This window comes from Collinsella aerofaciens (assembly GCF_040910185.1).
GTDB lineage: Bacteria > Actinomycetota > Coriobacteriia > Coriobacteriales > Coriobacteriaceae > Collinsella > Collinsella aerofaciens_BF.
In genome coordinates this window covers 39,472-61,994 of sequence record NZ_JBDGBA010000012.1, presented here as the reverse complement: position 1 = coordinate 61,994, position 22,523 = coordinate 39,472, and the positions used below count along the sequence as shown (strand labels likewise).

Here is a 22,523-nt window from a genome sequence, read left to right as displayed (position 1 = left end):
GGGTCCATGAACACCGAGGAAATTGCGCGCATCGTCGGCGATCAGCGCGCCTACTTTAAGACGCACGCCACGTTTGATGTCGATGCTCGACGTCGCGCGCTCGTGAGTTTACGCGATGCGGTGCGGGCCCACGAGGCCGATATTGCCCATGCGCTCAAGACCGATTTGGGAAAGTCGCATGACGAGGCATATATGTGCGAGATCGGCACGTCGCTTTCCGAGATTCGTCATCAGATTGCGCATGTGGCTCGATGGAGTCGTCCACGCCTGCGCCCGTGCGATCTTGCTAACGCTGTGAGCGTGTGCAAAACGCAAGCCGTGCCCTATGGTGTCACGCTCATCATGGCTCCGTGGAACTACCCGTTTTTGCTAACACTCGAGCCGCTCGCCGGCGCCCTTGCCGCAGGCAATACCGTGATCATCAAGCCGAGTGCCTATGCTCCGGCATCGAGCGCGGTGCTCAAGCAAATCTGTGAAGAGGCATTTGATCCGTGCCTGGTGACGGTCGTCGAGGGCGGGCGCGCCGAAAACGAAGCGCTGCTCGATGAGTGCTGGGACAAGATCTTCTTTACCGGTAGCGTTCCAGTCGGCAAACTCGTCATGGAGCACGCAAGTAAAAACCTTACGCCCGTGACGCTCGAGCTGGGCGGAAAGAGCCCCTGCATCGTGGATGCGACGGCAAACTTGAAGGTCGCAGCGCGGCGTATCGCCTTTGGCAAATGGCTCAACGTGGGGCAGACCTGCGTGGCGCCCGACTACCTGCTGGTCGATACGCGCGTGCACGACGAGCTGCTGAGCCTCATCAAGGAGGAGGTCCGCCGTATGTTTGGCGAGCACCCGCTCGACAACGAGGACTACGGTCATATTGTCAACACCAAGCATTTTGCGCGCGTACGCGGGCTGATCGACCCCGATAAGGTTGTGCTTGGAGGCACGGCGCGCGAGTCGTCGCTCAAGATCGAGCCGACGATTTTGGACGGCGTGGCCCCCGATGACGCCGTGATACAGGAGGAGATCTTCGGTCCCATCTTGCCGGTGCTGACGTTTGAGAGCCTAGACGAGGCTGAAGCGTTTATTACGGATCGTCCGACGCCGCTGGCCCTGTATATCTTTAGCCAGGACCGTGCGGCTCAGCAGCGCTTTGTGCGCTACGTGCCCTTTGGCGGCGGCTGCGTCAACGACACGATTATGCACTTGGCTACGAGCCATATGGGCTTTGGTGGCATGGGTGCGAGCGGTATGGGGCAGTACCATGGACGCGAGAGCTTCGATACGTTTAGCCACAAGAAGAGCATCGTGAACAAGGCAACGTGGCTGGACGTGCCATTCCGCTACGCTCCTTACGCAAGCTGGAAGCACAAGTTCGTGCGCATGTTTGTTCATTAGAAAAGGGCGCAGGTAATACGAACAAGTGTTCCTATTACCTGCATTTTGCGTTAGACTACTGTTATGGAGCACGGATGGGCCAACTCCCTTTAGAAGGGATTTGGTATGAACGTAAGCGATGTTATTTCGTTATTGGCGTTGTTGATTGCGGCTATCGAACTCGGTCTGTTTATCGGCCGAATGAAATAGCCGCCCCCGCGTAAGCGAAGACGGCCACTTCTCACGATGAAAACGTGTATCGGAGTTGGCAAGACCCGCGGCAACGGGTGCCATCCGTGTTCCTATCTTATCTGCAAGCGTTCTGTCGCGCAAGCGTTGAGGCAAACGATTGAAGGACGCAGACAGGATGTATTTGTGTCCGCACGGGACCGTAGACTTCTCAATAAGGTTACACACCGGTTTATCCGGCCGTTAGAGGAGCTGCTATGTACGAGCCTTCGCGTGTTCTTCTGTCATTTCACATTGCAGGATTTCAGTATGCCGATGGCGCCTTGGTCTTGGGCGATCTTAAAGCGGGCGATAAGCTGACGCTGTGTGCCGAGCGCGATAATCCCCATGACCCTGAGGCGGTTGCGATTTATTACGGCAACACCAAGCTTGGCTATGTTCCGGGAAACGAGGTCGGCCCACTGTCCTTGATGATGTATTACGGCCACGAGGACGTATTTGAGGCCCGCGTGCAACAGGTTGCCCCCGAGCGCAGCCCGTGGCATCAGGTGCGCGTTGGGCTCTATGTGGTGGATGCTCGCTAATCGGTATGGGAGACTGCCATGTTTGATGACGATGACCTGTTCGATCTGACAGACGATCCGTTTGAGTGGGATACGCTACTCGATGACGATGAGCTAGAGCAGGACCGTGAGAAGCGGCAAGACAAGAAAGCGCAGGGCTACGCTTCGAAAAAGCAAGACAAACGCCGCCGAGGTTTGTTCGGCGGGCTCTTTGGCTAACCGACGCGCCAGAGCGTCTGTATACTAGGCACGTGTTAGACGCGTTGCGAAATGAGGACACAGACGATGATGTGGTTTACCGCCGACCTGCACCTGGGCGATACGAATATCTTGCACGATATGGATCGGCCGTTTGATTCGGTCGAGGAGATGAACCGCAAGGTCATCGATGCCATCAATGAGTGCGTGGCTGCGGACGACCGCCTCTATATTCTGGGTGACTTTACCTATCGTTTGCCCCTGGCGGAGGCGGTGCGCCTGCGCGAGCGTATCGAATGCCAGAACGTGACGCTCATCCGCGGTAACCATGACGGCGACTGGGAAGATTCCGACGTACCGCAGATTTGGGAAGACGTGCGCGATTACCTGGAGATTGCTCCCGGCTATGCCAAGGGCCATCGTCTGGTTATGAGCCACTACCCCATGCTCAGCTGGAACGGCAAGGCACGTGGCGCCATTATGCTGCATGGGCATATCCACAGCAGGGGTGACCGCGCCAACGCACGCAACCGCGATCGCGAGCGCCCTATCTTTCGCTACGATGTCGGTCTCGATGCCAACGAGTACAAGCCCGTAAGCCGCGATCAGATTCTTAGCTTCTTTGGGTTATAGGGCGCCAGAGCCACCACAAAGGGGACAGGCACCTTTGTGGTGGCTCTGGCGCCGTTGCCATTATGGCGGCGGCGCCTTTTTTGTCCGCGCGGCGCGGTAGAGTGTAGCCGGTTGATATTTGCGTCCATCGAGGAGCTGCTATGAACGAGATCAAGTGCCCGCATTGCGGCGAAGTTTTTAAGGTCGATGCATCCGGCTATGCGGATATCGTCAAGCAGGTGCGCGATGCCGAGTTCTCGCGCGACCTGGATGAGCGTGTGAAGGCAGTCCAGCGCGAGGGCGAGCAGGCGCTGGAGCTTGAGCGCTCGCGTTCGACGGCTGCCTTGCAACAGGCAGAGTCTCAGCGCAATGCCCAGCTTGTCGAGCAGAAGAACACTGCGGATCAGAAACTGGCGCAAGAGGTTGCCAAGCGCGATGCTGAGCTTGCCGAGCTGCGCGCTAAGCTCGAGGGCGCTGCCGCAGAGCGCGAGAGTGCAAGCCAGCGCGCGGCGGTTGAGGCACGAGCCAATGCTCAAAAAGAGAATGCCGAACTCCAGCGTGAGATTGATAGCCTGCGTGCGCAGCTTGGGCGCAAAGATGACGAAGCAAAGCTTGCCGAGTCGGCGGCGCGCAACGCTGCTCAAAACGATTTAGCTGCACGCGACGCTCAGATTGCCGAGCTGCAGGCCAGGCTTGCCGCGGCGGACAAGGCCCAGGAGATGGCGCTTGCCGCTGCCGCGGCAGAGTCGCAGCGTGAGCTCGATGCCGCTCGCAGCGAGGCCGAGCGCGCGCTTGCTGACTATCGCGCGAAGGTGCAAGAGAAGTTTTCCGCCGCAAAGGCTCAGTCTGAGCAGGAGGCCGAGGGCCTTCGTGCCCAACTGCGTGAGCAAGAGCTTACGGCAAAAATGAACCTTTCAGAGGCGGTCGCCGCGGCGGAGCGAGAGCGCGATGAGGCACGTGCCAAACTGACGAGCGAGTTGGCGGTGCGCGATTCTCGCGAGGAGCAAGCCAAGGCGGCACATGAGCTCGAGCTCGCGCAGGCCAAGCGCGCGAGCGATGACCTGATTCGCTACAAGGATGAAGAGATTGAGCGCCTTAAGGACATGAAGGTCCGCCTGTCCACCAAGATGGTGGGCGAGTCGCTCGAGCAGCATTGCGAGACCGAGTTTAACCGTCTGCGCATGACGGCGTTTCCTAACGCGTACTTCGAGAAAGATAACGATGCGTCCGAGGGTACCAAGGGCGACTTTATCTTCCGCGAGTGCGACGCGAGCGGTAACGAGGTCATTTCGATTATGTTCGAGATGAAAAACGAGAACGACGAGACCGCGACCAAGCATAAAAACGAGGACTTCTTTAAGAAACTCGACCACGATCGCCGCCAAAAAGGCTGTGAGTACGCGGTGCTCTGCACGCTGCTCGAGCCTGAGAGCGAGCTCTATAACGCAGGGATAGTCGACGTGAGCTATCGCTACGAGAAGATGTACGTGATTCGCCCGCAGTTTTTCATTCCCATGATTACGCTTCTTCGCAACGCCGCCATGGGTTCGCTGCGCTATAAGCAGGAGCTAGCGGAGTACAAACAGCAGAATATCGACGTTACGAACTTCGAAGCCAAGATGGAAAAGTTCAAGAATGGCTTCTCACGCAACTACAACCTGGCGAGCAAGCAATTCGAGTCGGCGATCAAGGAGATCGATGCCGCCATTAAGCAGCTCGAGAAGACCAAGGACGACCTGCGTCGCAGTACCGAGAATCTGCGTCTGGCCCACAACAAGGCCGATGAGCTTACCATTCGCAAGCTCACGTGGGGCAACAAGACCATGAAGGCGGCGTTTGACGAGGCGCGCGGGGCTGCGGCAGAGACAAACGATGAGCCCGCCGAGGCGGATTCGTATGAGGTCGAGGATGCCGAGTAAGGCATAGCGTATAGTGCAAAAGCGGGGCTGCTGGCGATATTGCCAACGGCCCCGCTTGTTTCGTTCCAGTATGTTCGGCTAGTCTTCGAGCAGGTCCTCGATAAAGCCGACGCGGTAGTTTTTGAAGATGACCTCGCCGCCATCCTGCGTGGCGTCCAGATCAACATCGCCCATGATGCCAAAGTCGTGGTCGCCGTCCTCGTCGGCAAAGATCTGGTGCACGTGCCATACGTGCGCGGTCTTCTCGTCGGACTCGTCGATGGAAAACATCGCGGCGCTGCGGGCATCTCCGTCGGTGAGGATTTCCTCGTGCTGCTCATGGTAGGCATCGAGCGCCTTTTGCCAGCGAATTTCGCTCATGCCCCAGTCGTCGTCGAGCTCGCCCAGGTCGCGAACATGCTCGCGGGCGGCAAGGGTCACGCGGCGGAAGAGCGCGTTGCGCACCAACAGCGTGCAGCCGCGGCGGTCTGCCACGACTTCGTCGATGCCTTGTGGCGGCGCGGCATCGAGGGCTGCCGGGTTGCCGGCGTTCTCCCACTCGTCCACCAGGCTCGAGTCCACCGAGCGCACCACAAAGCCCAGCCACGAGATAATGTCGCGCAGGCGCTCATCGCGCTTCTCAATGGGCACGGTGCGATCGAGGGAACGGTAGGCCTCTGCCAGGTAGCGCAGCAGAATGCCCTCGGAGCGGGCGATGCCGAGCTTTTGAATGTAGCCCTTAAAATCGCTCGCGCTTTCCAGCATATCGCGCAGAACGCTCTTGGGAGAGAGCTGGTAGTCGTTGGCCCAGGGTACTTCCTGGCAGTACTTGTCAAAAGCGGCGTCGAGCAAATCCTCGAGCGGCTTTTCGTACGTGACGTCCTGAATGCGCTCCAAGCGCTCCTCATATTCGATGCCGTCGGCCTTCATCTCGGCCATAGCGCGATCGCGTGCTGCGCGCTCCTGTGCGCGCAGCACCTGCTTGGGATCCTCGAGTGTTGCCTCGACCATTGAGATTAGATCCATGGTATAGGTCTCGCTCTCGGGATCGAGCAGCTCCAGCGCGGCAAGCAAGAACGGCGAGAGCGGCTGATCGAGTGCGAAGTCCTCGGGCAGATCGACCGTCAGCGCATAGTCGATGTCTGGTGCGGCGTCAGTCGGGGCGTCGGGCGCGGGCGGCACCTCGGTGCGAACGACGACGCCGGAATCGATGAGCGTGGCGAAGATTTCGTCGGCGCGAACCTCGAGCTTGGCCTTTTCCTCGGGGGTCTGCAGGCTTGTCTCGATGAGGTCGTGCACGCGGGCGCGAGCGTCGCCGCCCTGCTCGACCACGCTAATCACCATGGAGTGCGTGATGCGCAGGCGCGGCTTGAGCGTCTCGGGCTGCGTCTCGATCAGGCGCTCGAAGGTCTGCTTGTTCCAGGTGACAAAGCCCTCGGGGGCCTTTTTCTTTTTAATCTTACGGAGTTTTTTGGGGTCGTCGCCCGCCTTGGCCATAAGCTTGGCGTTCTCGATCTCGTGCTCGGGTGCCTCGGCGATTACCATGCCCTCGGTATCGAAGCCCGAGCGGCCGGCGCGACCGGCAATCTGATGGAACTCGCGGGCGCGCAGGCGACGCATCTTGTAGCCGTCGAACTTGGTGAGCGCGGTGAGCACCACGGTGTGGATGGGTACGTTGATGCCGACGCCGAGCGTATCGGTGCCGCAGATGACGGGCAGCAGGCCCTGCTGCGCCAAGCGTTCGACCAGGAGGCGATAGCGCGGCAACATGCCAGCATGGTGCACGCCGACGCCGCATCCGAGCAGGCGTTTGAGAATCTTGCCAAAGGCCGTCGAGAAGCTCGTTCCCTTTGCCGCTTCCTTAATGGCCTCGCGCTGCTCCTTGCTGGCGATGCCAAAATTGGCGAGCGACTGCGCCGTCGCAAGGGCGGCATCCTGGCTAAAGTGCACGATATAGAGCGGGGCCTCGCCGCGGCGCATGGCGAGCTCGACCGTGCCCTCGAGGGAGGTCGTCACATAGTCGTAGCTCAGCGGAACAGGACGCGGGGCGTCGACAACCAAGTCGCAAGCAGCGCCGGTGTGCTCTTCGAGAGAGGCGGCGATGGCAGTGACATCGCCAAGTGTGGCGCTCATGAGCATAAACTGCGTATGGGGCAGGGTGAGCAGCGGCACCTGCCAAGCCCAGCCGCGGTCGGGGTCGGCAAAGTAATGGAACTCGTCCATGGCCACGCAGCCCACGTCGGCGTCCTCGCCCTCGCGCAGCGCATCGTTGGCAAGGATTTCGGCCGTGCAGCAGATGACGGGCGCCTTGGTGTTGATGTGCGTATCGCCGGTGATCATGCCGACGTTATCGCGGCCGAGCACCTGTACCAGATCGAAGAACTTTTCGCTGACCAGAGCCTTGATAGGAGCCGTGTAATAACAGCGCTTGCCCTGCGCCATGCCCATAAAGAGCATGCCCAGCGCGACGAGCGATTTACCCGATCCGGTCGGTGTTCCCAAAATGACGTGGTCGCCGGCAGCCAGGTCCATGAGGGCCTCTTCTTGGTGATCCCACAGCTCAATGCCGCGATCGCTCGTCCATTCAAAGAAGCGTTCGAAGGCTTGGTCGGGCGTGAGCCACGGTTCGGGCTCGCTGCCGTCCTCGGGCTCCCACCAGGTGGGGGAGAGCGCGCCGAGCGAGCCAAACTCGGCTTCGGTTCCCGTGCCGCCCGAGAATGAGCTGGCGGCGCCGGCGCCGGAGACGGTGCTGGCGGCGGTATCTGTCGTGGTCTGTGCCATGTGGTTGCTTTCTCTCGCGATTGTCCGCCAACTATTATGGCGTAGCGGCGGCGCGGGGTGCCAGCGCGCGAGAAAATGCAGGAAATGGGCGTTCTGCCCGGCCGTTTGGTGCAGTTGCCAGCTAAGTGAGTAGACTTTTTGCAATATCGCGAGCACATGGCTTTTGCGCAAGGGTTCTACCTGCGGTTTTATGTTTCGCTATGCGGGCTGTGCTTGGCTATTGCAAAATAGTCTACTCACTTAGGTTTGAGGGCCGTTTGCTGGCGCCTATTTGTGCTTGTTTGCCGACGCCGCGACCATCAGAAGCCCCTAGGACTCTTGCGGCAGGCGCTTCTTGCCTTTGCGGGCGCGGTTTCTAAAGTTCTCGACGGCCTCTTCCATGCCGAGAGGCACGTAGGTGAGCTCATCGAGGTTTTCGGGCAGGTAGTAGGCAAGGCTTTGCTCCTGCGCGCGGCCCGCCGCGAGCTGTTCATCGCTGGGCTGCGCGCCGGGTGTGGCGCAAATACCATATACAGCGGCACCCATCTCGCGCGTGCGGCATTCATATTCGGTCTCGGGGTGCTCGGGATGGTCGCGGCGGACGTCGTCACTTACCCAAAGCGTATCGTAGCCGGCTGCGGCAAACTGTCCCAGGGCGTAATCGCGCAATGGCTTGCTGTCGGTGCGCAGCGTGACGGTAGCGCTGGCTGCAAAGAGCGGGCGATAGAGCATCAGATGGTCGACATGGACGAGGCGCTTTTTGGCGTACTTGGCCTTGGGCTGCGGCGTGGGAAAGTTGATGGTGATGGCATCGAGCTCGCCTGTGGCAAATAGCTGCGGCAGCGATGCGGCGCCTCGAGGCAGAACGAGTGCGTTGGTCAGTTCATGCTCGCAGATTTTCTGTGCGGCATAGGCGATGCAGATGGGCTCCTGGTCCATGCCGATAAAGAGCGTGTCGGGCTCACGGCGAGCGCGCTCAACCAGATAGGTGCCTTTGCCGCAGCCCAGATCCAGATGAAGGTGTTCGAAGGGCTTGCTGCCTGCGGGCGCACAGGCCTTGCGCCAATCTCCGACATAGGCCTCGGGGTTCGTCTCAATCGCATCGGCGTAGCGCCCCAGGCGCTCCTCGAGCACAAAGTTCTTAGGCGTGCGAACGTGGACGGCTCCCATGAGGCTCCTTGGTCATAAGTATGGAACGCATAGCTGCACGTTCCGTCAATGGATTGAAAAAGGGCGGGCATAGTTTGCCCGGAAGATGCGGTGCGGCTCGGCGGCGAGTCGTCGATGCCTACAGGCGCTTGAGAATCACATAGCGGTTGAGCTCGCCGCTACGACCGTCGGCATGGAAGCGCTCAAGCTCACGCACGGGGACCTCGCCGCTCTTGTAGAACGTACGGACGCCGCGCACCAGGTCGGTGATCTGCTGATCGTCAAAGTGATGGCAATAGCGGTAGGCGTGGCGGTCGTTTTGCCAGCCAATGAGGTGGTCGCCGGCTTCAAATTGGGCGGAATCGTAACCCTCAAACGGCGGGGTGAGCTCGGCGCGGGCTTCGGCGCGAACAGCCTTGCGCGCCATGCGCTCGTCGTTCATAAACTCCCAAAAGCTGATGGCGATGATGCCGCCCGGGCGCGTCTGGCGCACCAGAGCGTCGAGCACGCGTACACGGTACTCGCACGACGGCACATGGTGCATAAAGCCAAAGCAGACCGAGATGTCGGCGAGCGGGGCGTCGAAAAGCACGTCGGGCGTCTCGGCGGGGTTGAGCTTCATAAGGGCGTCGAGCACGTCGAGTTCCTGGAAGTGCAGGTTGGGAATGCGCAGCGCGTGGCCATGTGCATCGATGGCCAGGTCTTGGCACGAGTCGACACCATAGAACTCAAACGGGCAGCTGGCATCTGCCGAGGGGTTTGCGCCATCGACGCCCTTGGCGGCAAGTGCGCCGCCGGCGGCAAAGTTCTCGAATCGCATATTGCCACAGGCAAGATCGAAGACGCGGACGGGATGCTCGATCGTGGCGACGTCGAGCTGTTCGAGCGCGATATCCATGGTGCGTACCCAGCCGGGCCACGGGGCCTGGCGCGTATCGGAAAAGGAAGCGGAGTGCTCGCGATAGAACGTGTTGTTGAGCTGGATGAGCGATGAGGCGAAATCGCGGTTCACGGCGCGGAACTCCCTCCGTTGGCGGTGCGGAATAAACAGTACGACCATACTACCGTTAACGCCGCAACGGGGACAACCAAGCTACGGGTCATTGCTTTGTTTGGACACATTTCCGCAGCTCATATGCGCCCGCAACCGCCGGTTGTCAAAAATCTCACTAGAATAGGTGGCATGCTTTTGGCGGTGGCGGATAGATTTTTAACTGTGCAAGGCGCCTTAAGAACAAAAGCGGTCCGGCGGTACGGCTGGCATCACATAGGAGGAACCATGAATGTAGAAACTGCGCAGCGGCTCGCCGACCTTCGCCGCAGCAAAGGCTTTAGTCAAGAAGGGCTGGCACGAAAGCTGCGACTGTCGCGCCAGGCGGTCAGTAAATGGGAGCGCGCGGAGAGCTCGCCCGATACCGAGAACCTGATCTCGCTCGCCAAACTCTATGGTGTGAGCCTGGACGAGCTGCTCAATCCGAGCGACGAGATCGAGGACGATATCGAGTTTGAGAACGAGGACCGCGCTCGTCAGCGCGAGGCCGAGGCGGCAGAGCGCGCACGCACCCATGAGGCGGCGGCACGAGCTACCGAGGCGGCAACACAGGCGAGTGACGCCGCCGCCAAGGCGGCGCAAGCGGCAAGCTGGAGTGCGCAGGCTGCCAATGCGGCGACGGCTCAGGCGACGAGTGGCGGCGCAGTTGGCTCGACTCCGGTGAAGGGCCCGTTCCAGTCGTTCCCGTATTGGGCCGTGTGTTGGCTGCTGTTCTTTTTGCTGATGTTCCTGTTTGGCGCCGGCCCCTTTGCCGCGCTGATCTTCTTTACGATTCCCATCTATCACTGGGTTGCGCGTGCGCTCGATGGTGATTGGGCGCGCGGGGATATTCAGGTTGGTCCGGCACCGGTGGCGGTCAGGGCCCAGGGGAAGGATACTTCTGCGGAACCTGATGCTGACGTGGCTACCGCGGCCACCGCTGAGCCATGTGCCAAAGAAGGTGACGAATGATGAGGCTTTCGCATGAATCCAAGCTGCGCCTGGGCGTCGGCATCGGAGCGTTTGTGCTCATCATCGGACTTGTCTTTGGCATTTCGCGGACATTGATTCATTTTGATGGTCCGTGGGATCTCGACGATGTTGTATCCGGCTTGTCTGGTATGGACGATGCGCTTGACGAGGACGATCTTTTGGATAGCGGTAACTATTCCGCTCGGCCTCAACAGCTTTCGAGCGAAACGTTTGATGCCGACGCGTTCACATCGCTTGATTTGGACGTGACGTCGGGCACGGTCGAGGTCAAACACGTCTCCGGCGGGCCAGTGCGCGTAATTGAAAGCGGTCGCGTGGCAACGGGGACCGTTGCCTTCGATGCGGCAACCCAGAACCTGGCCGAAATCAAGGGTTCTACGCTCAAGATTCGCCAGTTCGATTGCGATGACGAGCGCGCCATTGACCGCACGGTTACCGTCGAACTGCCGCGCGATGTTGCCGATAACATGGTGGGCATCACAGCGAATGTGGGATCGGGTGATCTGACGGTCGCGGGCATTGCGTGTCATGACCTCAACCTGACTTTGGACTCGGGAGACGTCGAGTTTACGGGTACCGTGACCGATACCCTGAATGCCGAGGTCGGTTCGGGCGATGTGACGTTCGAGCTCTACCAGGCCCCCGCGAAGTCGATGGACGTGAGCGTGGGCTCGGGCGATGTGGAGATGACGGTTCCGAACTCGACGGGCTTTAAGGCGAGCCTCACCTTGGGCAGCGGCGACTTCGAGAGCGATTTCCTTCCTCTTGGCTACGACGGCGAGACCGTTTTGAATCTTGAATTCGATAACGGCGATAAGTCTGCCACGTATCGTTTTGAGGTCGGTTCGGGCGACATGTCGTTTGATTCGGAGTGACGGGCGGCTATCGAAGACTTATAAACCATAGCTGCGCTGTTTGATGGAGGCGCCGGAGCCGTGACGGGCTTCGGCGCCTTTGCCTTTACAATGGGGTCATGGAACAGATTATCTTGAACATACTCGAGGCCCTGCGCCGCGGCGAGACCGTGGACGACAAGGCGCTCGTCAAACTGATACATGCCGAGGCGCGCCGCGAGGGTGCCGATAAGCGCGACTTGGCAAAGCGCCGCCTGCTGCCGTTTTACCAACGGGTTAAACGTGAGGAGCCGGCTCGTTGGGCTGGGTGGAATGTCGATGCCGAGTTGGAACGTCGACTGCTGCAGGTGCTGCGCATGAAGCCGCGCCGCACGGCTTCGGGCGTGGCGACCATTACCGTCATCACCAAGCCGTGGCCGTGCTCGGGCGATTGCCTGTTTTGCCCCAACGACCTGCGCATGCCCAAGAGCTATCTGCACGCCGAGCCGGCATGCGCCCGTGCGGAGCAAAACTGCTTCGACCCGTATCTGCAGGTGAGCGCTCGTTTGACCGCGCTTTCGCAGATGGGGCATGCGACCGACAAGATAGAGCTCATTGTGCTCGGTGGCACCTGGAGCGACTATCCGCAAGGCTATCAGACATGGTTTATGTCGGAGCTCTTCCGCGCGCTCAATGACGATGCCGTGGCCGGCGTGGCGGCCAACCCCATGTTGGCGCGTCCGGGCATCAGTCGTGCCGAGGCGGGGCGCCTGCTCGATGACGCTCCCGCCGATGTCCTGCCGCCGGTGGTAGCGGAGCGACGCGAACGATATCGCGCTGCCGGTATTGCGACCGATGAGGTTGAGCTTGCGAGCGGCGTTGCCGACGAGCAGGGGCGTGTGGATGCTGCCGTGGGCGGCTATAACCACGCGGTGCGTCGTCTGTGCGGTTCCGGTACGCCGTGGGGCGAGGTTGCCGAGTGGCAAACGGCAACGATGGAGGAGCTCGAGCGTCAGCAGCGCATCAACGAGACGGCGAAGCATCGCGTGGTGGGGCTCGTTATCGAGACACGCCCCGATGCTGTAACACCGCAGGCCCTCGCGCTCATTCGCCGCCTGGGTTGCACCAAGATTCAGATGGGCATCCAGAGCCTCGACCAGCATTTGCTCGATATCAACGAGCGTCGCATTTCGGTGGCGCAGATTGAGCGGGCGTTTTCGCTTGCGCGTCTGTTTGGCTTTAAGATCCACGCGCATTTTATGCTCAACTTGCTAGGCGCCACGCCCGAGGGAGACAAGCGCGACTACGAACGCTTTATGACCGAGGGGGCCTTTATGCCCGACGAGGTCAAGGTCTACCCGTGCGCGCTCATCGAGGGCTCGCGTCTGGTGGGCTGTTATGAGTGTGGCGAGTGGCGCCCCTATACCGAGGACGAGCTGCTCGATGTACTGGCCGACGACATCGTGGTGACGCCGGCGTTCTGCCGCATCAGTCGCATGATCCGCGACTTTAGCTCCGACGACATCATGGTGGGCAACAAGAAGCCCAACCTGCGCCAGCTCGTCGAAAACCGCTTGGCTGCTCGGGGTGACGGTGCGACGGTGCGTGAGATTCGCTATCGCGAGATCAGCACGGCGGGTGCCGACTTGGATGAGCTGACCCTTGACGAGGAGGTGGCGTACGAGACGCCGGTGACGAGCGAGCGCTTTTTGCAGTGGGTGACGCCGCAGGGCAAGATCGCGGGCTTTTTGCGACTGTCGCTTCCCGATCGCGCTTTTGTTGCTGCACATGCGGATGAGTTGCCGACGACGCCGGACGAGGCGATGATTCGCGAGGTACATGTGTATGGCATGGCGGCGCGCGTTGGTGATCAAGGCCAGGCGGCCCAGCACCATGGACTGGGTCGGTCGCTGGTGGAGCGTGCGTGCCATATTGCCCGGGATGCGGGCTATACGCACATCAACGTGATCAGCGCGATCGGTACGCGCGAGTATTATCGCCATTTGGGTTTCTACGACCACGGACTCTATCTGCAAAAGGAGCTCTAAATGAACAAGCCGAGTGTTTCTGCCGGCGTCGTTGCCGGCGTTGCCCTGGGAGCTGCGGCGCTCGGAGCGGCCGCCGTTGCTGTTCGTGCTGCCTGTTTGCAGGTTGCGCGAACCCGCAATGGGTTGGCGCGTGTGAAACGCGTGCACGATGACGGCGGCGATGAGATTCGCGTGCTGGTGCAAGGCGGCGTCTACCAAAGCGCAAGCTATGTTGGCGAGCGTTGGGCAGAGCCCGTCTTCGCGTACTATCGTGCGTTTGACGACGTGTTTGAGGCCGAGGATGCGATGCGCGACGCTTATGGTCACGGTATCGACCGCATGCTTATGCTGGGCGGCGGCGGGTTTGCCTATCCTAAATTCGCCCTGATGTCGCACGAGGGCTTGCGCATGGACGTCATCGAGTATGACGGAGAGATTACGCGCCTGGCGCGCCGCTGGTTCTACCTAGACGAGCTGGAGCGCGCGGCGGGCGATCGCCTGCGGGTGATAACCGCTGAGGCTCGCTCGTATCTGGGTGTGACGAGCGTGGGCCATCGTCGCTACGACGTGGTCGTGAGCGATTGCTTTGGCGGTGCCGAGCCCGTGCGCGAGCTGGCGACCGTTGAGGCGCTGCGCCTGGTGCGGGGCAGCCTGAACCCCGGGGGTATCTACGTGGCCAATATCGTGAGCGCAAACGAGGGGAGCGATGTGACGTTCCTGCGTGACTGCGCTGCCACGGCACTCGAGGTATTCGCCCACGCCTGGGTGGTCCCATGTGGCGATGCGGAGTTCGGCGGCGAGGAGAACTACCTGCTTATCGCCAGCGACGGCGACTACGCCTTTGCCGAAGCTGTGCCCTTCGACACCGACTTCCTCGGCACCGTCCTTCACGACAAGTAAGTCTCTCCGTCCCAAAAAGACTGGTCTTAGGCGTGGTCGCGCCAGCTGAGGACGCGCTGCTTCATGCCCTCGATGTCGAGCACGCCTTCGGCGAAGCCTTTGCGCACGAGCTCCTCGGGAACGTACTCGTCGTAGCGATCAAAATAAGGTATCTCGCCGGGATAGACGAGCTCGATGGGGTCGAAGTCCTTTTCGGCCTCGGCTGCGAGCACCTCAAAGAACGTCTCCTCGTCGGCCTTCATCTTAAACTGCATAAAGTATGGACGCGACGGATCGAGCCCGCGAAGGCCCAGCTCCGCGGCACACTTAATCTTGAGCATACGTTCGAGCGCCAGAAAGGCGTAGCTGCCCAACCAGGGGAAGAGCACCCAGGTGTCGCCACCCAGGTTGATGAGCGGTTTGGTCCCCGCACCCGAAATCTCGGCGGTATGACGAGCCTGTGCAAGGCGTGCCCGTGCGTTGCCCATGAGGTACGGATATGCCGCGTGCTCGTTGAGCGCCTTGCGCATGCGCTCGAGTACATGCGTGTTAATGTCGCCGGGGCAGTCGCCAAAGTATGCCGGCACACGACCTTTGACTTGCGTGGCAAAGACGGTGTGTCGCTTCCAGTCCACTTCCTCGACTATCCAGCAGTGCCCGGCTATGGCGATGCGCTCACCGGGCGGTGGCGGATTGACGATCGTGCCCAACTCGGCCGACTCGCTGCGAACGGTGAACTCCTCGTTTTCCTGGAACACAGCGTAGAACTTAAAGTTGTTAATGATGCGCTCGCCCGCGAGACCCACGATGAGCCCACCGCCCTCGGTGACCTGGATGTGGTCGATCTTGATGAGGTGGCGCAGCAGTACGCGATAGTCATCGGCCGAGACGCGGTGGAAATAGCTGAGCGTGAGCACGCGCTGAGCAAGCTCGGCCGGCGTGAGCTCGCCGGTGCTGGCGAGCGTCGACATGGTCTGGTGGTAGAGCAGGCTGTAGGGGAGTCGATCGAGCTCGGGCGGCTCGACCCACTTTTCCTCGCGATAGAGTTGTACGAGTGCGATGCCCTGCAGGAGCTTCCAGGGTATCGTTTCGGGCATCATCGTGCGCGGCTCGGGTTCTTCCTCGCGCATGACAAACCACATCTCGGGCGGAAGGTCGCGACGGCCTGTGCGCCCCATGCGCTGCAAAAAGGAGCTGACGGTAAACGGCGCGTCAATCTGGAACGCGCGCTCCAGGCGACCGATATCAATGCCGAGCTCCAGCGTGGAGGTGGTGACGGTCGTCTGCGCCTGCTCTTCGTCGCGCATGAGCTCCTCGGCCGTCTCGCGCAGCGATGCCGAAAGGTTGCCGTGATGGATTAGAAAGCGGTCTGGCTCGTGCCGGCTCTCGCAGTAGCTGCGCAACATGGAGCACACGGCCTCTGCCTCCTCGCGCGAGTTGGCAAAGACCAGGCACTTGCGGCCGCGGGTATGCTCAAAGATGTAGCCCATGCCGGGGTCGGCGTTGTCGGGTGCGGTGTCGGTGGGGTTGAGCAGTGCCTGTTCGGTTGCCTGCGGGATGTCGACTTCGCCCTCGGGGGCTGAGGAAGTGCGACGGTCCTTGGGGGCAGCCTTGCCCCGTGCCTGCTCGCGACGTTGGCGGCGCTCCTCTTGCGTGAGTTGTCCGCTGTGACGCATGTCTTGAGCACCGGCCGGCAGCGCCGCGGATGCCGCTGCCTCGATGCGCTCGCACGCGAGCACTTCGGCCTCTTGAGGACCTGTGCCCATGAATCCCCGCTGCTGTGCCTGGGGGCCCGAGTTGTAGAAGTGCTCCATGGAGATGCGCCATACGCGGCGCGGTTCTTCAAAGCGGGGGATAACACAGTTGCGCCCCGTTCCCTGTGAGAGAAAGGCACCCGTGCGTTCCGGGTCCCCGATGGTGGCCGAAAGGCCAATGCGGCGAGGCTGCACGCCGGCCATGCGCGAGAGTCGCTCGATAAGGCAGAGCGTTTGCCCGCCTCGATCGCCGCGCATGAGCGAGTGGACCTCATCGATGACCACGTAGCGTAGGTCGCAAAACATGCGCGGGATCGCCATGTGCTTATGGATTAAGAGCGCCTCGAGTGACTCGGGCGTAATCTGCAAGATGCCGCTCGGTTTTTTGATGAGCTTAGCTTTGTGCGATTGCGAGACGTCGCCATGCCAGTGCCAGACGGGGATGTCGGCCTCTTCGCACAGGTCATTGAGACGGACGAACTGATCATTGATGAGTGCCTTGAGGGGGCCGATGTAGAGGGCGCCAACGCTTGCGGGCGGGTTCTCCCAAAACTCGGTCAGGATGGGAAAGAAGGCCGCTTCGGTTTTGCCGGATGCCGTGGATGCCGTCAGGAGCACATTGTCTTGTGTGTTAAAGATGGCATCTGCTGCCGCAACCTGAATGGAGCGCAGGCTATCCCAATCGTGGGAGTAGATGAAGTCTTGGATAAACGGGGCGTAGCGGTCAAAGGCGTTCACGGGGCCTCCTCTCATATACGAACCTCTTAACGCGGTGGTCAGTGGCTTGCTGCATTACTGTCTCAACGTTCGCCCAGATAAAACCTACCAAAATAAACCTGTCCCTTTTTGGCAGGTTAGATGGTGAATTCGGCGAAGTTACGGTCGCCACCTGCGGTATCGGTGTCGCCTGTTGCGGTTGCTGGCGCCAGCGCGTCACCGCCGACGCTTTGTAGTAGCTCGGCAACGTTGGCATCGGGGTTCTGGCATAGGATGTCGAGCAGCTCGATAAAGTCGCGAATGACCTCGCGAGGCGTCAGGTGCGTATCGGCTCCCACGCGGCCAAACTCAATCTTGAGGAAGTCCACCAAGTCGTTCTCGGTAAGCGTGGGCGTCCAGCCAAAGTAGCCGGCATGGATCTGCATGAGCTTTTCGATGAGCACCAGCAACTCCTCATAGGTGAGTGGCTGCAGGCGGATGATGGGCGCGAGCATGTCCTTAAGATCCTCGCGTGCAAAGCGGCCTTGAGCGAGTCGGCTACGCAGGGCCTCGTAGGAGAACACGCCACGGCGGCGGTCTTCGATGGAGGTTGGCGTGCCGCCCATGATCATGCCCAGGTACTGCGCCTTGCCCTGGAGCGTGTCGTTGTACATGGTCAGGATCTTCTCGTAGTTGTATTGGCGTGTGATGGCGTTGGGAATCTTATACAGATTCACGAGTTCGTCGATGAGCACCAGCATGCCCTTGTAGCCGCTGCAGACCAAAAAGCGCGCAATGAGCTTAACGTAGTCGTACCAGTCGTCATCGCTGATGATGGTCGAGGAGCCCAGCTCGGCGCGTGCCTCACTCTTGGTGCGGTACTCGCCACGAATCCATTTGGTCACGCGGCTCATAGCTTCTTCGTCGCCCTCGGATACGGCCGCGCGGTAGCGGCGGAGCATACGGGCGAAGTCGAAGCCGTGGACCATTTCCTCGAGCGGGGCCAGTTGGGCATTGACGGCAGACTCATCGGCATCGGCACACGAGGCGACCCAGCGATCCAGGATAAGGTTGAGCGCACCGCCCTCGGGGCGCGTTTTAGTCGATATGTTGCGGATGAGCTCACGGTAGGTGGCAAGGCCCTGTCCCTGGCCGCCCTGCAGGCGGCGCTCAGGGGATAGGTCGGCATCGGCGACGACGAATCCCTCGCCCATGGCGTGCGTGCGGATGGTCTGGAGCAAAAAGCTCTTGCCGGCGCCGTAACGACCGACTAAAAAACGGAAGCTCGCGCCACCGTCGGAGATGAGACTCAGATCGGTGAGCAGGGCGCGAATCTCGACCTCGCGTCCCACGGTGATATAGGGAAGGCCGATGCGCGGGACCACGCCGCCCTTGAGCGAGTTTAGGATAACGGCGGCGACGCGCTTGGGCACGCGGGGTGCTGCGGATGCGGTATCACTCATGGTCTAGGTATCCTCTCACGTCTGCTTCGTAGTCCTCAATAATCTGCGGCCCTGCCGCGCTAAATTCAATTACGGTGTCGCCCACCAGGTCAAAGAGCGTCTCGTTGATGGTATCGACGAGCATGTCCTCGCTCTGCCCCGATTGCACTACCGCCGATTCCGCCTGTACTGCGTTGTGCTCGAGCAGCGCGCGGAGATAGGCGTCTGCGGCGGGCGCGAGCTCGTTCGTGGCGTCAGCGGGCACTGCGGCTGCGAACGCTGACGTTGGCGCGAGAAGCGGTGCCACGACACCAAACTGTTCGGTGGATATGGTCGGCTCGTCGGTCAAGTCCTGCCGAATGGGTGCCACGACCGCCTCGACAATCGCGTCGGCTACGGGCCCGGCTTCCGGTTGCCCTGAGTCCGCTGCCTCGGCTTCTGCGGACGCGCCGTCCTCGCGTTCCTCATCGATCAAAAGCGCTTCGCGCGTTTGCGCAGCGGCGTTCCGAATGTGCCCCAGCTGACTCAGATCGATATCGATTTTGACGGGCTGGTGTGCGGCGTCCCACGAAAGCCATGCCACAATCTCGTCATCGATAATCTTGGCCAGATATTTGGGGACCTTTTCTTCCTTAAGGGGATGGGCGGGGTCCAGCGCCAGGCGCAGGCGTTGGTCGCAGGCGCGCATCATTTCACCGAGCTTGCTGCTCTTTTGCCTGCTGCCATGGATACGCATGCATTCCCAAAAGCCGTTTTGGCAACGGTAGATATGGATAGGATCCAGGCGGTATTCGCAGTCCTCGTGGCGCTCGGGCGCAAAGAATACGGCCGAGGCAAACATGGTGTAGGGCATGGCCGTCTCCTCCCCAAATAAACTCGCCACGATGCCGGTCTTTCGGTGCGTGTCATAGTAGCGCGCCATGCGGACATACACGGCGCATGCCACGTGGCGCAGATCGCGGTGGTGGCTGCGGTCGAGCCGCGAGTTACTTAGGTTGTACGTGGAGAGGGCGTTGATGGCGGTCATGAGTCGCTCCTCGCGCACCTCATCGGGCGGAAGGGGGAGCGTGGGCTCGGAGGTTTTGCGACGCTTGGGGGTCTGGCCGGACGGTGCCGGTGCTGGTGCAAGGTCTCGTGCCGCGCGCCGCAGCTCGATAAGGGCGTTGTCGAACATGACGGTTTTAGAATCACGAAGCAGCTTGGGGTCGAGCCCGTGGAACACGGCGTAGTCCTGCAACCACACGCGTGCAAACCGGTCGATGCCGGGCTCAAAGGCGCGGTAGGCATCCCAAAAGGCCTTGATCTTGTTAAAACCATCGAGCGGATTATCTACGCCGATGCCGCAAATCAGCTCATAGAGATACAGAAAGGCAAAGGACGTAGACGTTTCCTCGACGGTCCCGCGGCGCACTTGGGCGCGCCAGGTAAAGTAGCCGCGCAGCTGTCGGTCGCTCATGGCGTTGTAGGTGGGAAAGTACGACTTAAAGGTGCCGTTGTAGGGACAGTCGTCCTCAAAGTCGGCCATCAGCAGGCCCTGGCGGTAAAAAAGCTCGGCTTCCGAAAGCCAGCGGCCCGCACCGCCCTTGGGGTCATCCTGCCAGCGCGATATCTCGCGCATTTTACGGTACTGGTCGGGGAGGAAATTCTGCATCTGTCGGCCGGTTTTGAGAATCGGCTCGTCTGCGTAGATTTCGTTTGAGAAGCGGGTGGACTGATGGGTCCGGGCCTCGGCCATAATGCGCTCGATGAGCATCTTGATGTCCTGGTCGGCCACCGCTTCTCCTCTCCTAACGCAGCTACGGTGACCTCATATCATAGCACAGCATCAAACAGATGTTCGAGATACCGCTGCGTTGATAGATTTAGAACAGGAGGGCGTAGATGACGGCGATGACGACGGAGGGGAGCATATTGGCCGTGCGGAAGGTCTGAGGACGGATGAGGTTGACGCCGACGCAGAAGATGAGCATGGAGCCTACGAGCGAAAGGCTGTCGAGGGCTGCCGTAGTCATGATGGGGGAGAGTGCGCCGGCAAACAGCGTGATCGTCCCCTGGAACACGGCGACGGGCAGGGCGGAGAAAATGCAGCCGCGGCCAAGCGACGCCGTCATGGTGCAGACGATGATGCAGTCCAGCGCGCCCTTGAGGGCAAGCGTGGACCAGTCGCCGAGCAGGCCGTCCTGGATCGATCCCACAATGGCCATGGCGCCGATACACACGGTGAGTGAAGTCGAGACGAAAGCGTTGGTGAACTCGTTATCGCCCTCGCTGCCGGTTTTGCGCTTGAGCCATTCGCCAAGGTTTTCAATGGTGGCCTCCAAGTTGATGGCCTCGCCGATGAGCGAGCCGAGGGCGAACGAGACAATGAGCATGGTGGTACCAGTGGCCGCCAGTGCCTTCCCATCGATGATGAGCATCTTTTGCATGGTGCCGCCCAGGCCGATAAACAGGACGCACAGCCCCGATGCTTTCATGAGCGTGTCTTGGATGCGCGGTGTAATGAAGCGGCCGCCCACTAATCCCAAAAGACCGCCCGCAACTAAAAGCACAACGTTGATGATTGTTCCCAAGCCCGGCATGAGCCCTCCTGTATTGATGCCAACGTGGCAATCGTAGCAGAACGAAATGCGAGGCACATCGCGACTCATCTAATACGTTATATAAGTGGTATTAGGGATGGTGCGCAGCATTTAAGCCTCAGGTGGTTGTCGGGACATAGGGATAGTAGTCAAAGCGCAGCGTCATAAGCCGCTGTGGGGATTCAATAGCCGCGGCGATGATATTGGCATCGCGGGCACGATCAAACCCTACGAGTTCGATCTGATACGAGACGTCTTGCATAATGTCCAGACGTCGCCAGGCTAGGAGTGTGTCGCCATCGAATTCCAAGGTCTTGCCTCCGCCTGGGGCAACGGCGTATAGACGCAGTTTAGCGGTGGTTACAGGGTCGACAACCGTGACCTTTTTAATTTCGTTTCGAGTATTCTTGGCGCCCAACAAGGTGAGCAGTGTTGGGGCCACGACCTCGCCCGATGGCAAAAAGACGACTTCGATGGATTCGGGAAATGCGATGATGGCCGACTTGCGGACGGGCTGATTGGCGGCGGCAACTTCGATGTTCGCAGCGTCGATGACCTCTGTGTGGTCGAGCGCGGCAAGCACGCAGCAGTTACCCTCATCAATTTCTTTAGGATCAGCAAGCCCCAGACTGTCCGCGAGCTCGGGGTCGTTTGGAACGGCAGCGGGCTCATTCGATGCTTCGAAAGAAGCTGGGACGCTGTTTTTCGGCGACGGCGTGTCGCCCGCACCTGCTTCTTTGTCCGCGCTCTCTTCTTGTATGGTTGCGTTGATGGGTTCGTCGTTTGAGGGGAGCGTCTTGGCGTCAAGCGTGGAGGGGAGAATTCCGATGGCTCCTGATCCGTTCCACTCCATTTCGAGAAGCGCCGGGTCGGCAAGAATACGTTGCCTGCTTTGCGCGTGGGCATCGATTTCAATAGGGCCTGCCTCTATCCCTCGTGTAAGGCTGAGTGATCCGGCTGGCTTCTCGAAATGAGCGTCTGTGTCTTTGGTGCTGACGGCGTAGAACAGCAGGGACGCTTCTCCCGCCGCGATGGCATCGGTACCGGCTTTGGTCAGCCGCAACGATGCCGTGAATGAGAGGGTGGGCTGCGCATCATCCGCATTCGCGGCGGCGCAGCCCAGACATATACCGCCTCCTTTCTCAAAAAACGTACCGTCGAAGGCGACCTTCGCTCCGTTCGCCGAGTCATCGACCGAAGCGATGTCGATGCGCAGCTCTAAATTGCATGGATCGCCATCCGCATCGAGCACAACCGAGCGCCACGTGCAGACGGCGCACCCCGCCTGGGAGCCGTTTGCCTTGTTCGAACGCTTGATATCCACGACTATCGAGCCGTCCGTATTACGACGAAGGCATCCCGAGGTTGAGATCGCGGCCTGTGCGATCGAAAAACGCTCGCACGCAATGGTGCTCGACGGATTTGGGGCGGAACTTAGGGCTGCTGGTAAGGAGTCTGCCATGACGGGAGTCGCCCAAGCGGCGACAGGCGTTCCGGTTGCGAGCGCGCCGCAAAGTGCGACGACGGGCAAAAGGTTCTTCGATGCCATGGGGTCT

Annotated in this window: 17 protein-coding genes; 9 read left to right on the top strand and 8 right to left on the bottom strand. The window is 60.4% G+C overall.

From position 1 onward, the window contains the following. The first annotated feature begins 6 nt into the window (after window positions 1–6). From AB5Z54_RS06320 to AB5Z54_RS06300, 5 genes are all read left to right on the top strand, one after another. The gene (locus AB5Z54_RS06320) at window positions 7–1,386 is read left to right on the top strand and encodes an aldehyde dehydrogenase (RefSeq protein ID WP_368160835.1); all 1,380 of its coding nucleotides are present in this window, start codon (window positions 7–9) and stop codon (window positions 1,384–1,386) included. A 425-nt stretch (window positions 1,387–1,811) separates the two neighbouring features. Then, on the top strand, window positions 1,812–2,138 hold the full coding sequence (locus AB5Z54_RS06315; protein ID WP_117655201.1) for an HIRAN domain-containing protein: 327 nt from the start codon (window positions 1,812–1,814) through the stop codon (window positions 2,136–2,138). Window positions 2,139–2,156: 18 nt separating this feature from the next. After that, entirely contained in the window at window positions 2,157–2,336 is a 180-nt protein-coding gene (locus AB5Z54_RS06310; protein WP_368160833.1) for a hypothetical protein, read from the top strand. 66 nt (window positions 2,337–2,402) lie between these two features. After that, window positions 2,403–2,948 carry a metallophosphoesterase gene (locus tag AB5Z54_RS06305; protein ID WP_349115200.1) on the top strand — a complete coding sequence of 182 codons (546 nt, stop codon included), beginning with the start codon at window positions 2,403–2,405 and terminating at the stop codon, window positions 2,946–2,948. A gap of 140 nt (window positions 2,949–3,088) precedes the next feature. Beyond that, window positions 3,089–4,846 carry a DUF2130 domain-containing protein gene (locus AB5Z54_RS06300; RefSeq protein ID WP_368160831.1) on the top strand — a complete coding sequence of 586 codons (1,758 nt, stop codon included), beginning with the start codon at window positions 3,089–3,091 and terminating at the stop codon, window positions 4,844–4,846. A 78-nt stretch (window positions 4,847–4,924) separates the two neighbouring features. On the opposite strand, the gene AB5Z54_RS06295 is transcribed toward AB5Z54_RS06300, so the two are convergent. The 3 genes from AB5Z54_RS06295 to AB5Z54_RS06285 form a co-directional block, all read right to left on the bottom strand. Beyond that, the gene (locus AB5Z54_RS06295) at window positions 4,925–7,606 is read right to left on the bottom strand and encodes a DEAD/DEAH box helicase (RefSeq protein WP_368160829.1); all 2,682 of its coding nucleotides are present in this window, start codon (window positions 7,604–7,606) and stop codon (window positions 4,925–4,927) included. 309 nt (window positions 7,607–7,915) lie between these two features. After that, complete coding sequence (trmB, locus tag AB5Z54_RS06290; protein ID WP_368160827.1) at window positions 7,916–8,755, bottom strand: tRNA (guanine(46)-N(7))-methyltransferase TrmB; 840 nt, start codon at window positions 8,753–8,755, stop codon at window positions 7,916–7,918. A gap of 118 nt (window positions 8,756–8,873) precedes the next feature. Next, on the bottom strand, window positions 8,874–9,746 hold the full coding sequence (locus AB5Z54_RS06285; RefSeq protein WP_022094355.1) for a class I SAM-dependent methyltransferase: 873 nt from the start codon (window positions 9,744–9,746) through the stop codon (window positions 8,874–8,876). 267 nt (window positions 9,747–10,013) lie between these two features. Here AB5Z54_RS06285 and AB5Z54_RS06280 point away from each other — a divergent pair, with 267 nt between their 5' ends. From AB5Z54_RS06280 to AB5Z54_RS06265, 4 genes are all read left to right on the top strand, one after another. Continuing rightward, window positions 10,014–10,736 (top strand): helix-turn-helix domain-containing protein, encoded by a 723-nt coding sequence (locus AB5Z54_RS06280; RefSeq protein ID WP_368160825.1) that lies wholly within the window; start codon window positions 10,014–10,016, stop codon window positions 10,734–10,736. Next, on the top strand, window positions 10,736–11,632 hold the full coding sequence (locus AB5Z54_RS06275; RefSeq protein WP_368160824.1) for a DUF4097 family beta strand repeat-containing protein: 897 nt from the start codon (window positions 10,736–10,738) through the stop codon (window positions 11,630–11,632). The genes AB5Z54_RS06280 and AB5Z54_RS06275 overlap by 1 nt, the downstream gene beginning before the upstream one ends. Before the next feature lie 98 nt (window positions 11,633–11,730). Beyond that, complete coding sequence (locus AB5Z54_RS06270) at window positions 11,731–13,638, top strand: elongator complex protein 3 (protein ID WP_368160822.1); 1,908 nt, start codon at window positions 11,731–11,733, stop codon at window positions 13,636–13,638. Next, window positions 13,639–14,517 (top strand): spermidine synthase, encoded by an 879-nt coding sequence (locus AB5Z54_RS06265; RefSeq protein ID WP_368160820.1) that lies wholly within the window; start codon window positions 13,639–13,641, stop codon window positions 14,515–14,517. Window positions 14,518–14,543: 26 nt separating this feature from the next. Here the strand turns inward: AB5Z54_RS06265 and AB5Z54_RS06260 are convergent, their stop codons facing one another. The 5 genes from AB5Z54_RS06260 to AB5Z54_RS06240 all read right to left on the bottom strand — a co-directional run bounded on the left by AB5Z54_RS06260 (window position 14,544) and on the right by AB5Z54_RS06240 (window position 22,516). Beyond that, window positions 14,544–16,988, bottom strand: a complete 2,445-nt coding sequence (locus AB5Z54_RS06260; protein WP_368160817.1) for a DEAD/DEAH box helicase — start codon at window positions 16,986–16,988, stop codon at window positions 14,544–14,546. A gap of 116 nt (window positions 16,989–17,104) precedes the next feature. Then, window positions 17,105–18,409 (bottom strand): ATP-binding protein, encoded by a 1,305-nt coding sequence (locus tag AB5Z54_RS06255; RefSeq protein ID WP_368160815.1) that lies wholly within the window; start codon window positions 18,407–18,409, stop codon window positions 17,105–17,107. Next, complete coding sequence (locus AB5Z54_RS06250) at window positions 18,402–20,162, bottom strand: TerB N-terminal domain-containing protein (protein WP_368160814.1); 1,761 nt, start codon at window positions 20,160–20,162, stop codon at window positions 18,402–18,404. Before AB5Z54_RS06250 ends, AB5Z54_RS06255 begins: the two co-directional genes overlap by 8 nt. A gap of 88 nt (window positions 20,163–20,250) precedes the next feature. Beyond that, window positions 20,251–20,967 carry a DUF554 domain-containing protein gene (locus AB5Z54_RS06245; RefSeq protein WP_368160812.1) on the bottom strand — a complete coding sequence of 239 codons (717 nt, stop codon included), beginning with the start codon at window positions 20,965–20,967 and terminating at the stop codon, window positions 20,251–20,253. Window positions 20,968–21,085: 118 nt separating this feature from the next. Further along, entirely contained in the window at window positions 21,086–22,516 is a 1,431-nt protein-coding gene (locus tag AB5Z54_RS06240; RefSeq protein ID WP_368160810.1) for a hypothetical protein, read from the bottom strand. Window positions 22,517–22,523 lie beyond the last annotated feature (7 nt).